This is a genomic window from Methanococcoides alaskense (assembly GCF_027594145.1).
In the GTDB taxonomy this organism is placed as follows: domain Archaea; phylum Halobacteriota; class Methanosarcinia; order Methanosarcinales; family Methanosarcinaceae; genus Methanococcoides; species Methanococcoides alaskense.
In genome coordinates this window covers 91,144-104,462 of sequence record NZ_JAQFFK010000005.1, presented here as the reverse complement: position 1 = coordinate 104,462, position 13,319 = coordinate 91,144, and the positions used below count along the sequence as shown (strand labels likewise).

At 42.8% G+C, this 13,319-nt stretch carries 11 protein-coding genes; 6 read left to right on the top strand and 5 right to left on the bottom strand.

Annotation, left to right across the window (positions count from 1 at the left end; genetic code table 11):
* Positions 1–8 precede the first annotated feature (8 nt).
* Positions 9–1,361 carry a multiheme c-type cytochrome gene (locus tag PBV53_RS08865; protein WP_270096823.1) on the top strand — a complete coding sequence of 451 codons (1,353 nt, stop codon included), beginning with the start codon at positions 9–11 and terminating at the stop codon, positions 1,359–1,361.
* 86 nt (positions 1,362–1,447) lie between these two features.
* On the opposite strand, the gene PBV53_RS08860 is transcribed toward PBV53_RS08865, so the two are convergent.
* Both PBV53_RS08860 and PBV53_RS08855 read right to left on the bottom strand, forming a co-directional pair.
* Positions 1,448–2,143, bottom strand: coding sequence for a diphthine--ammonia ligase (locus tag PBV53_RS08860; protein WP_270096822.1), 696 nt, complete (start codon positions 2,141–2,143; stop codon positions 1,448–1,450).
* A gap of 1 nt (position 2,144) precedes the next feature.
* Complete coding sequence (locus PBV53_RS08855; RefSeq protein WP_270096821.1) at positions 2,145–3,620, bottom strand: asparagine synthase-related protein; 1,476 nt, start codon at positions 3,618–3,620, stop codon at positions 2,145–2,147.
* A gap of 241 nt (positions 3,621–3,861) precedes the next feature.
* Here PBV53_RS08855 and PBV53_RS08850 point away from each other — a divergent pair, with 241 nt between their 5' ends.
* The 4 genes from PBV53_RS08850 (at position 3,862) to purQ (ending at position 6,223) form a co-directional block, all read left to right on the top strand.
* Positions 3,862–4,479 (top strand): tetratricopeptide repeat protein, encoded by a 618-nt coding sequence (locus PBV53_RS08850; protein ID WP_270096820.1) that lies wholly within the window; start codon positions 3,862–3,864, stop codon positions 4,477–4,479.
* Positions 4,480–4,583: 104 nt separating this feature from the next.
* On the top strand, positions 4,584–5,129 hold the full coding sequence (locus PBV53_RS08845) for a CDP-alcohol phosphatidyltransferase family protein (protein WP_270096819.1): 546 nt from the start codon (positions 4,584–4,586) through the stop codon (positions 5,127–5,129).
* 149 nt (positions 5,130–5,278) lie between these two features.
* Entirely contained in the window at positions 5,279–5,527 is a 249-nt protein-coding gene (purS, locus tag PBV53_RS08840) for a phosphoribosylformylglycinamidine synthase subunit PurS (RefSeq protein WP_270096818.1), read from the top strand.
* Positions 5,528–6,223, top strand: coding sequence for a phosphoribosylformylglycinamidine synthase subunit PurQ (gene purQ / locus PBV53_RS08835; RefSeq protein ID WP_270096817.1), 696 nt, complete (start codon positions 5,528–5,530; stop codon positions 6,221–6,223).
* A 76-nt stretch (positions 6,224–6,299) separates the two neighbouring features.
* Here the strand turns inward: purQ and rnhB are convergent, their stop codons facing one another.
* Genes rnhB through PBV53_RS08820 form a run of 3 tightly spaced genes read right to left on the bottom strand, consistent with a single transcriptional unit; the run spans position 6,300 to position 11,458 of the window.
* A complete protein-coding gene (gene rnhB, locus PBV53_RS08830; protein WP_270096896.1) occupies positions 6,300–6,941 on the bottom strand; it encodes a ribonuclease HII in 642 nt (213 codons plus the stop codon).
* Positions 6,942–6,986: 45 nt separating this feature from the next.
* Positions 6,987–9,137: a type II secretion system F family protein gene (locus PBV53_RS08825; protein WP_270096816.1), complete on the bottom strand. Its 2,151-nt coding sequence runs from the start codon at positions 9,135–9,137 to the stop codon at positions 6,987–6,989.
* Positions 9,138–9,154: 17 nt separating this feature from the next.
* Positions 9,155–11,458, bottom strand: a complete 2,304-nt coding sequence (locus tag PBV53_RS08820; protein ID WP_270096815.1) for a type II/IV secretion system ATPase subunit — start codon at positions 11,456–11,458, stop codon at positions 9,155–9,157.
* 222 nt (positions 11,459–11,680) lie between these two features.
* Between PBV53_RS08820 and pheT the strand changes: the two genes are divergently transcribed.
* On the top strand, positions 11,681–13,303 hold the full coding sequence (gene pheT, locus PBV53_RS08815; protein WP_270096814.1) for a phenylalanine--tRNA ligase subunit beta: 1,623 nt from the start codon (positions 11,681–11,683) through the stop codon (positions 13,301–13,303).
* The last annotated feature ends 16 nt before the right edge of the window (positions 13,304–13,319 follow it).

Sequence of the window (13,319 nt, the reverse complement as noted above, 5' to 3'; positions counted from 1 at the left end):
TAGCAATATTGACATTGATAATTGTTCCAGTATCAGCATCTGCTGCTGTATCTGACAGTTGTCTTGACTGTCACAGTTCCATGAACAAATTTCCAGCCGTCATCGATGATTGGGAGAACAGTAAGCATGCTGAAGCGGGCATAACATGTGAGAGCTGCCATACTGCTGGAGCTGATGATCCGGATGCCATAGCACATATGGGACTTTATATGACCCCGGTAGTTTCAGCTGCTGACTGTGGAAATTGCCACGTTGCTGCATTTGAAGAGAATACAAGAAGCCTGCATTCCCTTGGCACTCTTTACTATGAGGTAGATTTTGACGGTCAAAAACTACCATATCTTGAAAGCGAGATAACACTTGATGGATATACGACCGCTAGTCACAATGCAACTGTCAACGGCTGTCAGGCATGCCACGGCACCAATATGACCGGAAAAAGTACAGATGACCCTGACGTGTGGCCGAACAATGGTATTGGAAGGATAAATCCAGATGGTAGTTCCGGATCTTGTGCTTCCTGCCACACACGCCATGTATTTTCAGTTGAAGAAGCACGAAAGCCTGAAGCCTGTCAGCAATGCCATCTTGGGCCTGACCATCCACAGACCGAAATATACTTTGAATCAAAACACGGAAGCATATACAGTACAGAAGGTGATGACTGGGACTGGACCGAGGAGGACTGGAAAGCCGGAGAGGATTATCGTGCACCTACCTGTGCCGTCTGCCACATGTCAGGAACAGATGAGCTAAAGGCCACCCATGATGTAAGTTCACGGCTTTCATGGGAGCTTGAACCGCCCGTTTCCAAACATACCGACAACACGGCTAACATACTGGGAACTCCGATCAGCGACGGGACCACCTGGCAGGAAAAGCGTGAGAGGATGACCTCCGTTTGCGAACAATGCCACTCAGAGACATGGGTGGACAACTATTACGAAAATGCAGATGCCACTGTAGAGCTCTACAACAAGAAATATGCAGATTCAAGTTCTATAGTCGACGGCCTGAGGGAAGATGGCTTGCTTACAGAGCAGGACTTTGATGAACCTGTTGAGTTCAAGATATATGAGTTCTGGCACCACGAAGGTAGACGTGCAAGAATGGGCGCATTCATGATGGGACCGGATTACGTACAATGGCACGGATTCTACGAACTTCTAAAAGACAAAGCTGAAATTGTGGAAATGGCTGAACAGATCAGGCTTAACGCAGATATAGAAGCAAGTCTTGGTATCGATGTAAGTTCTGAAAGAAGCGAAAATGATGCAAAGACAACTCCCGGATTTGAAGCTTTGGTGTTGGTAGCATCCACCCTGACCGTAGTCATGATCATGTCAAGAAAAGGAAAGTAATAGAAAATACCTCAATTCGATCTTGCGATAAGATGGAAAAGCACAATGTGACATTGTGCCACCATCATTCGTTTATTAGACCCGGGTCATTCAACTGCCTTATCCACAAGCACAGCATCCTCGATAATGACCTTCGCCGTATATTCATCCCTCTCCACAAGATCATACTTGTTTATCTGAATCCTCTTTTTGAACATTGGTGCATCGATGACAAAACTTTCGAACTCACCGCCTTCCCCTGCAATGTTCAAGCCTATCTTCCCATTGAGCTTTACGAGCTTATCCACTTCAGAAGCAGTAATTTCCTTTCCTACCCATCCACTGTCAAGACCATAGGCAGCTATGCTGCTGAAAATGAACCTGAACCCTTTGTCAAGCAGATCCCGCATTTCCTGCTCCTGGTCCATATGCCACAAGGGTGAGAACACATCGAGACCAAGCTCATTGCATATCTTTTCGATCCTGTCCTTCTGATAATTGGAATACAGTGCTCCTGTCACGATCCCTTCTAGACCGTATTCCTTCTGTGCTTCCAGGATGGCATTTTTCAGATCATCAAGCTCAAGCTCCTTCTCCCCCTCTGTAAAGGTCTCCAGAAAAGGGAATCCCATGGCTTCTGCCTGCAACCTTGAAAGGTCGATGTTCGGGGTGTGGAACATATAAGAATCAGGATTTTTGCTTTTTATAGTGATCAAACACTCAATTGAATTCCCTTTTTCCTGCATGATCTGCAATGCATAACAGGAATCCTTGCCTGAACTGAAAAGAACGCCAAGTTTCACTTTATCTACTCTCCTGAAAACTATTGATATAATCTGTCTTATTCGCAAAACCTGCTCTTTTTGCAAGCTTCTTTAAACCTTGATCGAACCTGCTACCATACTGAGCGGCCTTTTTTCCCCGCTCGGCCACATACTTTGGTAAGCCAAGTTCCTCACCTGCCTTTCGCAGGATGATCTTGTTCATCTCATCGGATATCTTATACTCTTTTGGAATGGCAAGGGCATATTCCACAAACTTCTCATCAAGATAAGGAAGACGCACTTTCACTCCCGTGAACGCCGCGACCGTATCATCGCGATACGTGTTCACTTCATGCATTTCCATGATATCCCTGATGCAATCCTTATTTACAGATACTGAACTTTTGAATCTGTTATATCCGGCAAAAAGTTCATCGGCTCCGGCACCTGCGAACAATATATTTATGCCATCCTCTTTTGCTGCCTTACAAGCTGCATACATCGTCAATGCGACACCTGTCTTCGGAACGGTCGCATCCTCTATCAAAGGGACAACTGTACTAAGATACTCTTCCACAGTATCTAGTTCGATCTCATGCACATTTAATTCAAGCTCAAGCTCATCTGCCAGCTTTCTTGCACAGGCGATATCCGGTGACGGGACCTGTCCTGAAAGTCCCACCGTATAACAATTACATTTTACACCTTTAGCTTCAGCAAACCCTTTACAAAGCAGAGCGAGGATAGTGGAATCAATTCCTGCTGAGAACATTACACCAAAATCCTCATCCGGCACACGTATAGAGACCGCTTCCTTAAGCAAAGAAAGAAGACCGTCCCGGACCTCCACGAATGATCCCTGATGTTCTGCAAGTCCCTGCAAAAATTCCCTGTCGTATGACTTTATAGTATCGTTTTTAAGATCGTAGCATAGGATCTGCCGAGGATCAAGTTCCACCATTTCATGAAGCCCGGACATCTCTAAGAACTTCTTTTCCGAAGCGAATGCAAAGCCTGAAGATACGTCATACCAGAGAGGTTTTATACCGATCCGGTCCCTTGCGAGAAACACTTTATCACCTATATGAAAGGCAATTGCATAAACCCCGCGAATAGTCCTCAATGAACTATCAAAACGTTGGAACATCTCATGATCACTGCAGTTATCAAGGCTAAAAGTATCCTGCAAAAGTCGTGTCAGAATTGGCATGTTCTCCACAGCATCACAATGAAGTTCACATGCAAGCTCATCTAAATTGTAGATGTCAGTGTCCCCTATTAGTTCGAACTGGTCTGATGATGAACTCAATGGGGATGAAGCTGCCAGACTATCAAAACCTATCATGGTTTCATTGAGTGACATGGACTGTATTTCAGAGGCAGAACACACATTGTGAATAGTATCATCTGTATAGATGAACGCTTTGTATTCACCACGAGCTTCCATTTCATTAAAGATCTTAATCGGCCGGATGGAGGAAGGAGCCAATTTGAAGAAACCTGCGATTCTACCCATGTAGTTGGAACACTTGTCTACCATATATTTATTTATCGGAAATTGACACATGGAATATATACAGTGATAAAATAAGACAGGATAATTACTGGATATTTAATAATGAACCACTGATTATATATTCTAATTATGCACTAATAATGAAAGTCCTTTGGAATAAAAAGCCATCAAAACATTGTATATTTGATGATCGGTATGCTTTTATCTTTTGTTTCAAAAATAAAAACGGAGTTAGACTTTAGTGGAAGGGAAAGGCAAGACAGTAGAGCAACTATTTCATATGGGATTCTATGCAGAATACCCGGATGAGAAGATAGAGTACTATTCTGCAGTACTTGAATTCGAATCAAAGGACACCCTGATATGGAATGAAGAAGCTATCGCATTGGTCTGGACCAACACCGGCATTGCATATTGCGACCTTGGCATTTATGATAAAGCCATCCACAGTTTTGAAAAGGGTCTTGAGCTCGACACCGATAATCCTGATATATGGTACAACAAGGGTATCGCTCATTCTTATGTTGGTGAACATGAAGAATCGATAAGATCTTATTCAAAGGCTCTTGATATCGACCCAAAATATGATAATGCGTGGATAAATAAGGGAATTATATTTGACATGCTTGGCAGATATGAAGATGCGATCGAATGTTATGAGAATGTCCATACTAGCATGGAACTTAATTCAAAATACACTATTAAATGGAACAAAAAAGGTGTCGCTTACTACCACATGCAAAAATATGAAGAAGCCATCACTTGCTTTGCAAAAGTCTTGAATGCAGATCCCGATTATAAAGATGCAAAGATCAATATGGCCGCAGCAATGGCAAAACTAAAACGCGATGAAGCATAATAATCAGATCCAGCCTTAAGTTGTACAGTCAGACAGATGATCCTTGATCTCATGAGGGATAAACTATTTTCAATGAACTGAAGAACAATATTAGAACACTTGCATTGCCAATTGCAAAGAATATTCCGATCTCACCAAATGTGCTTACTGTGATAGGCCTTGGCATCAGTTTTTTGGCTGCCATCGAATTCGCCACAGGGGATCTGATAATGGGAGCTGTTTATATAATGCTAAGTGGCATATTTGATGTTCTTGACGGAGCCGTTGCAAAGGCATCAGGGATGATAACACCTTTTGGAGGAGTACTTGATTCGGTATGTGACAGATATGCTGACGCAATTATCTTTGCTGGGATCATCTACGGTTCAATAACAGGCGTTATACATCAGCCCACATTATTACAGGTACCGTTGTGGCTATTATGTATAATCGCGCTGATCGGTTCTTACATGGTCAGCTACACGCGTGCCCGTGCCGAAGCCGCAGGCTCTTCATCAATGAACGTTGGTATCGCAGAGAGGTCAGAGCGTATGATCATACTGGTACTGGGAGCATTCAGTTCTCAGATAATGGTCGCAGTGGCACTTATCGCAATCCTTACACACGTAACGCTTTTACAAAGGATATGGAAAGCCAAACAGACCTTATAAACCTATATATAAGATAATAATTTAAGGTACAAGATATCGATCAGATAATGACCACATTAAGAAAGATATCATTGTCAAAGCGATATTTTTAATTGCTTGGTGTCCATTAATAGCCATAATCACATCATAATTAAACACAGAGGAAAAAAATGCAATACCGTGCAGAAGTAACCATAGAACGTAAGTCAGGAATGCTGGACCCTGAAGGCACTACTATCAAGAGGGCACTTGAACACCTTGGCTACCACACAAACGATATCAAGACCTCAAAGAGATATATCATCGATCTCGAAGAAGAGTCCTCAGAGCTGGCAGAGACTAAAGTTGATGAAATGTGCCAGAAACTTATTGCAAACCCGATGATCCATAATTATACGATCGACTTGAGGGAAGTTTAAATGACTATCGCCATCATTCAATTTGGTGGAAGCAATTGCGATCTTGATGTTCTGCATGTACTGGAAGATGTTGTCGGAACAGATGCAGAACTTGTCTGGTACAAGGAACACGACCTTGATAAGTACGAAGCTGCAATTATCCCCGGAGGATTCTCCTACGGCGACTACCTGCGCGCAGGTGCTATCGCATCAAGGACACCTATTATGGACTCCATCAAGAAGATGGCAGACGAAGGAAAGCCTATAATGGGAATTTGCAACGGTTTCCAGATACTCACAGAATCAGGTCTCCTGGGTGGAGCACTTACCACCAACGAATACCCAAAGTTCAGATGTGAATGGACGAACTTGAGGGTCGAGACGAACGATTCCCCTTTCACATCCGCATTCAAGAAAGGCGAGGTCATCCGCATACCCATAGCCCACATGGAAGGTAATTTCTACGCAGATGAAGCAACCCTTTCGAAAATGGAAGACGATGATCTCGTAGCGTTCAGATATGTTGACAGCGAAGGTCATGTGACCGAAGAAGTAAACCCCAATGGTTCAAAGGAGAACATTGCAGGAATACTCAGCGGTAACAGAAATGTAATGGGCCTTATGCCCCACCCTGAAAGGGCATCTGAAGAAGTCCTCGGTTCCAATGATGGGATAAGGATGTTCAAGTCAATGGTAGAGTATATTTCAAGCAGGTGAACACCTGTTATACTCCCATTCTCTTTTTATTTTTTTATTAATTTACTTCGACACTATCCATCTTCTATTAATCTTATCATTGAATGAACTTCTGTGCCGTTTTCCATGAATGCCTGACAATGTCGGGAAAAGAGCCATTCTCACGATACCATTCCTCAAGGAACTTCTTGGTCTTGGGATCTGATGGATAACCACTACCGATGTCCACACCCAGATCTACCTTTATCTGCTCGATAAGTTCATCACGCCTTACCTTTGCCAATATAGATGCCGCTGAAACAACTGGATATAGATCGTCTGCCCTATGTTTTGAGATAACTTCAGGAGCTGATATATCCGGATGCTTTTCCATATAATTGTCAAGAAGACGCTTTCCAAAACGTTCCTCCTTCACATCTGCTGCATCCACATATATCTTGTCAGAAGGAAGCTCCTCGATGACCGAACCAAAAGCAAGTACCATTATATCGTTCATGCTCATCAGTTTTCGAAGCTCATCGATCTGATTTGGAGATACCTCATAAACGAACCACCCATCCGCATATTTCTTTATCTGGGCGGCAAGCTGCACCCTTCTTTTCGGGGAAAGCTTCTTGGAGTCTGCAACTCCCAGATTCTTCAGAGCATTGCTTCTGTCCTCATCGATCCTCACACCGCCTATGCACATCGGCCCGATGACCGGACCTTTTCCTGCTTCATCAATTCCCAGTATCTTCATTGAGATCTTCCCTGATATGATCACCATTATCTTAGAGTATACCACTCATACGAACACAGTAAATATAAGGTAGCCGATTCCCATCATGATAATTGAATGCTTAAGACCGGACATTACACTGCCTTCCCCCATAGTACCTGCCATAAGTCCTGAGCTTAGACCCTGAATAAGAGAAGCATGCATAAACAGACTTATGTATGCATCAAGATTGAAACTACTTAAAAAACCTCCGGCACCACCGGATTCTGCCATCTTTTCCCCAGCCGCCGCCATCTCTGCCAGAAATGTAGTAGAAATAACATAGATAACACCTACGAATACCATGAAGGAAATATAGATGATCACAATATAGATCATCATGCCCATGGCACGTTCACGTTTCATTGACTGTTCGGAAGCCGCATCGTGAGCCGCTACCAGAAGCACTTCGCTAACATCACCACTTGATTCATTGGCTTTTGTGATAAGCGTTAATGACCGTGCAATTACCTGTGTCCGAAGCCTGTTGGCAAATCTTATAAGAGAATCATTGACATTCAGTCCCCATGAGATATCTGCCCAGATCATCCGGATCTCATTTCCAAGATGGCCGGATTTGGAATTTGCCATCAGCTTGATAGAATCTCTAAGTGTCATCCCGGTTTCATTGGTACTTGCGAGCTTCTTCAAAAAATCGGGGAAATTCCTTTCAAGATGCTTTTTCTTATGAGACCTTATCTCATGGAAAAGGGCCATTGGTATCATAACAATGAACAGTGTGAGCACGATATAGTCATCAATGAATCCAATCTTTTGTGCTGTTGTCCCGAGACTATCAAGATTAGACCAATATGGTATGACAAGAACAAGAATTGCAACAGGAATTGTAACAGCAAGAGAATATAACGGATTATTCATTACCATATCGAAAGGGTTTTTCAGGAATTTCCTGACAGAAAGCGATTTTTTGGTTTTCGCAAAGTTCAGATAGTATTCTCTATTACGCACAATTTCTTCAGGTTCATTGATGAGTTCTCCTGCTTCATCATAAACCGGTTCCAGATATGAAGGAAGATCAGGAATCCCGTGGTCAAGTATGGTTCGGGTAGGCAAGAGTTCAGGTTCACCTATTTCACTCGGAGTTATGATACTGATCATGACCACGAACATGAAGGAGCCTATAGGTAAAACAGCATATATGATAGCATAGACCATGACCTCCGAACCGGAACCCATGACCGCCATCATGACGCCCATGATTATAATGAACAAAGGACCAGCAACGAATGCGGTCACATACGACTCCGCAAGTAGTCCAAGGGTCTCCAAAAACCCTTTCTCGTCGATAACTGTTTTTTGAAGATACTGTTCGGCTTTATCTTGGAAATAGCGTGGAATGCTGCCACCACTATCGATAACTGTAGTAAGATTATCCATTAGTTCCTTGAATCTATCAGAAGGGGTCCTCTCACTTATGTTCGAGATCGCGGTCTTCATATCATGTCCAAAATAGTCCATTTCGCGGATAATGGCATTGACCTCGTTCGAAACTTCCCCATAGGTGCTGCCTGAGAGGGAAAGCAACCTGAACACCTCGATTATGTTCATGCCACCTTTGCTAAGTGCATACATGAAAGTGACTGCATACGGAAGCTGCCTGTCAATATTGCCTTTCCTTTCACCAGCCTGAAACCTGGGATAAAGCATGAACAGACCATATATCCCACCACCAAGTGAAGCAGCAAAGAAGACCGTCATCAGAAGACCTACGAATATACCCCTGAATTGCAATATCCATTCACTTGACGCAGAGAACTCCAGTTTTGTCAGAGATTCAGGCAATCCAACCACATAGATAGAGATATACGCAATCAAAATACCTAGTATCAAGCCGAAAACGCAACTTAGTAACGAATAGAATATTGCGTTCGAGACATACACCTCGTAAGAGACTGGAATTCTGGCCTGGAAAAGGCGTAACTGAAGGTTCTCATATTTCTCTTTCCTCTCCTGGACATAATCACCAAGCAATGCAAAAGGTATTTTTTTGAGGATATTTAAATATGCACTGGCCTTCTCTTTGGAATAGCTTGTATCGTCAGCACTGACAGAGAACTTGCTTTTTAGCTTTGCAAATAACGACGTCTTCTCAACGGTGGAAGGATCCAGGGCTTCAACATGCTCATTCTTTTTTTCCAAAGAGTTGTTTTCTGTCACTTTAACACCCCTAAGGCTCAGAGCAGATCTAATTTCTTCAGGATCTTTGCCGGATTGGATTGATATGTATTGATTATGGTCGATATCTGTTTGAAATCATTGAGACCTTTATCCACCATATATTCAAGGATACGCTGGCGGTTCCTTAGCTCATTATTGACATCCATAGCATTCCAACCCCTGTGAATACGTATATCCAGGAGGGCTTTTGATTCACCGGTCCTGTGGAAACTATCGGTATTCGAATCCCATACAAACACATCATTCGTCCTGATATTATGCGTGTTAGGATCGATATCGACGATCTCCACAAGTTTCAGATTTCTTCTTACACGTTTGCCATTAGAGTATGTCTGTGCCTGAATGCACATTATATCGAGTGCCTGTATCATATTACGCGGAACACTGATAGGCGGATTTTCCAGTCTATGAATTGCAGATGGAACTGAATCCGCATGCATTGTCGAAAATGTGGTATGGCCTGTGGACATGGCCTGGAAAAGCGTAAGTGCTTCCTTACCTCGAACTTCACCCACAAGAAGATATTCAGGACGCTGACGGAGCGCAGCCTTCAAAAGATCGTACATGTCTACTGCCCCTCTTTCATCCGATGTGAACGAATCCCTTGTTACGCCTGGTATCCAATTTGGGTGTGGTAACTTCAATTCCCTAGTATCTTCAAGGGAGATTATCTTCGCTTTTTCAGGAATGAAAAGAGAGACCGCATTCAGTGAGGATGTCTTTCCTGAGGCGGTACCACCTGCATAGATAAGGCTCTTATTGTTCTCTATACATAGCCAGAGATATGCCATAGATTCCGGTGAAAAAGTGCCCCATTTAAGAAGGTCCACAGGGGTTATTGGAACTTCATTGAACTTTCTTATAGTGAAAGTGCTGCCGTGGGTAGTAACACTCTTACCCAGTGTCATTTGTATCCTTGAACCATCCGGCATGGTAGCATCCACCATCGGATCAGCAACAGAGATGTGTTTGCCGCTCCTCTGTGCAAGCTGTATTATAAAAGAGTTCAATTCCTCTTCATCAAAAACAATGTTTGTAGCAATATTCTGATAATTTTTATGATACAGGAATATAGGTTTACTGTGACCATTGCCCGAAATATCCTCAAGGGAATCATCGTTCATCAAAGGATCGATCTTACCAAAATTTATGAAATCACGTCTGGTGTAATAGAAGATCTTTTCGAGCATATCAGGAGTTATACCTATAGCATAATCCTTGATTATATCCCTTATTTCCCTCTCAATTACCTCTTCTTTGTCATCATCCTCATCGATCTTTTCTATAAGAAGTTTATTCCGCAGCCTATCCTGCACCTCGGCCAGGAACACGGTCTCAAAATCAGACATTGGAGGCTCAACAGCATAATAAAGATGGTTATTACTATCTTCGTTGTAAAGGATAACAATGAAAACATAAGGTTCATTGACCCAGTAACGATTAACTTCTTCATAGTTCTCAATGCCATCAAAATAGGAAAGCATCCCATGTATTTCGGGGTCATATGCCTCGATCACTTCATTTTCACGAGAGAAAAGATTTTTGATCTTCTGAATAAATCCGAGATTTTCAGCAGAAACACGTTCTGAGTTGGTATCTGCAGACTGCTCAACAAGTGCTTCATCAGTCCCTTCAGCAAGTTGTTCATCACATATTTCGTTGGACTGTTTTTCAGCGTTTTCATCCATATCAAAGCCCTCATCTTCGACATCAGAAGCATTTGCCTCCGAATTCACCGTTGTGAGTGAAATTATCTCTTCTGGAGGTGATACGATCGGGTCAATATTATCATATTCAACCACACCAGACACCCATTCTTCTGTAGGATCATGGGCAGAATGATTAGAATTAGCAAATTTATCGGACCTTGGCAGAAGTATTCCGAATTCCTCTTCCATCTCTTTATCGTCGGAAGTTTCCGGAATATTCACAGGATACGAGTTATTCCTACCGCGTGGTTTCAGTATAACAGCATCAAGGTCTTTTTTTTCAATATCCATACCTGATATAGGTTTGAATATTTTTGGCTCTTCAAAAGCAAACCGATCAAGAGTTGATGAAGGAGACGCGGTTTCGGGTTTAAAGACCTCTGGCTCTTCATGGTTGGAAGAGGGGTGTGGAAAAGTCTCGTTTCCATTTTCCTGAGCTATTTCTTTTGTGCTCAAGATCTGAAGTCCTGACAAACTCTCTTCCGTATCATTTATAAGATCATGATCATTTTTAACAGCCAGCCTCAGAACGGCATCGATTCCATCATCAAACCTAGATCCTTCTGTTCTTTTTTCTGTCTTTTCGACCATCATTACACCGCAATGATTCATATGGAGCCAATACCAGAGATATGGCAAGTAATATTCACATTATTATAATTATAATTACTTATTATTATACTTATTGATGTTGATTAACCCATTATAATGAAAAGTAATGAAAAATATTAAATCTAAAGCTATACATGTTCGTTCTATTATCGGTTCAAATTGCAATCTGGTCATGAATAGATGACCATGGAGATATCCCCCATGCCAATAATTACCTTACAATACGAGGATCTGGAATCACTCACAAAAGCAGACAAGGATACGATCATAGACCGCGTGCCAATGATAGGCGCGGATATCGAGCGTATTGAAAAGGAATCCATCGACATCGAGTTCTTCCCTGACCGACCTGATCTTTACAGTGTCGAGGGAGTAGCAAGAGCAATGAGAGGTTTTATGAACATCGAGACCGGCCTTTGTCAATATGACGTAACGCCATCTGATGTTCATATAGAGCTCGAAGAAGGAATCAAGGATGTAAGACCGGTCATAGGATGTGCTATTGTAAGGGGCATCAATTTCACATCCAGCTCCATCAAGTCATTGATGGACCTGCAGGAAGACCTGCATTGGGGCCTTGGAAGGAACAGGAAGAAAGTGTCTATCGGGGTTCACGATATGACAGATCTCAAACCACCTTTCAAATATCAGGCAGTCAGCCCGGACTTCGAGTTCGTGCCTCTTGATTTTACTGAGCCAATGACAATGGATGAGATACTCGAAAAGCATCCTAAAGGCGTTCGCTTTGCAAAAATCCTCGAAGGAATGGAGAAATATCCTTTGATAAGTGATTCTGAAGGGAACGTCCTTTCATTCCCGCCAATAATCAACGGAACCCTTACAAGGGTCGAGGAGAGCACCACAGACCTTTTCGTTGATGTCACAGGTCTTGGAGATGCAGTATATACCGCACTTAGTATCGTTGTGAGCGCACTTGCCGAGAGAGGCGGAAAGATAGAGTCAGTAAAGGTAGTATATCCTGACGGGACCGAGAAGGTCACACCGGACATGACACCAAGAACTCTCAAAGTACCTCGCTCAGATATCGATTCACTGATCGGTATAGAACTTACAGCTGATGAGATCGTAAATGAACTGAAGAGAATGAGGTTCGATGCAAACATCCTTGAGGATGGAGAGATGTTCGAGATAAGCGTTCCAACCTACAGAGCTGATATCCTTCATAATTATGACATCGTCGAGGATATTGCCATTGGATACGGCTTTGATAAGATCAAAAGTGAATTCCCAAAAAGTGCGACCATTGGATGTGCACACCCGATCTCAATTACAAGAGGCGTCATGCGTGAGATAATGGTGAGCCTTGGTTACTCCGAGGTCATGCCTTTCACCCTCACAAGCCAGAAGGTTCATTTTGAATGGATGAACAGGGAAAAGACAGATGATGTGACCTTCGTACTTCATCCTATAAGCGAAGACCAGACAATGGTACGTACCACCATATTGCCGAACCTTATCGAGATATTTTCCCTGAACCAACACCATGAACTGCCACAGTGCCTCTTTGAAGTAGGCGAGGTAGTCGTTAATTCAAAGAACCGCCTGCACCTCGCAGCAGCCTCGATACACGCTCAGGCTAACTTTACAGAGATAAGAGAAGTGCTTGATGGAGTTATGAGAGAAAGGGATATCGAATACGAAGTAGTTGTATCAGATGACCCCGCATTTATCGAAGGCAGACGCGCAGATATTCTTGTCAACGGCGAAAAGGTCGGAATGATGGGAGAGCTCTATCCTGAAGTTATTACAAACTTCGGCCTTGGACAACCCATCGTTGGATTTGAGATCGACCTTACAGACTAAACATATTAAGATTCCC

Excerpts from the sequence above, each read along its gene's own strand:
- purQ (WP_270096817.1), top strand. The coding sequence starts at position 5,528 with ATGACTATCGCCATCATTCAATTTGGTGGAAGCAATTGCGATCTTGAT.
- PBV53_RS08855 (WP_270096821.1), bottom strand. The coding sequence starts at position 3,620 with ATGGGTAGAATCGCAGGTTTCTTCAAATTGGCTCCTTCCTCCATCCGG.
- rnhB (WP_270096896.1), bottom strand. The coding sequence starts at position 6,941 with ATGAAGATACTGGGAATTGATGAAGCAGGAAAAGGTCCGGTCATCGGG.
- purS (WP_270096818.1), top strand. The coding sequence starts at position 5,279 with ATGCAATACCGTGCAGAAGTAACCATAGAACGTAAGTCAGGAATGCTG.
- pheT (WP_270096814.1), top strand. The coding sequence starts at position 11,681 with ATGCCAATAATTACCTTACAATACGAGGATCTGGAATCACTCACAAAA.
- PBV53_RS08820 (WP_270096815.1), bottom strand. The coding sequence starts at position 11,458 with ATGGTCGAAAAGACAGAAAAAAGAACAGAAGGATCTAGGTTTGATGAT.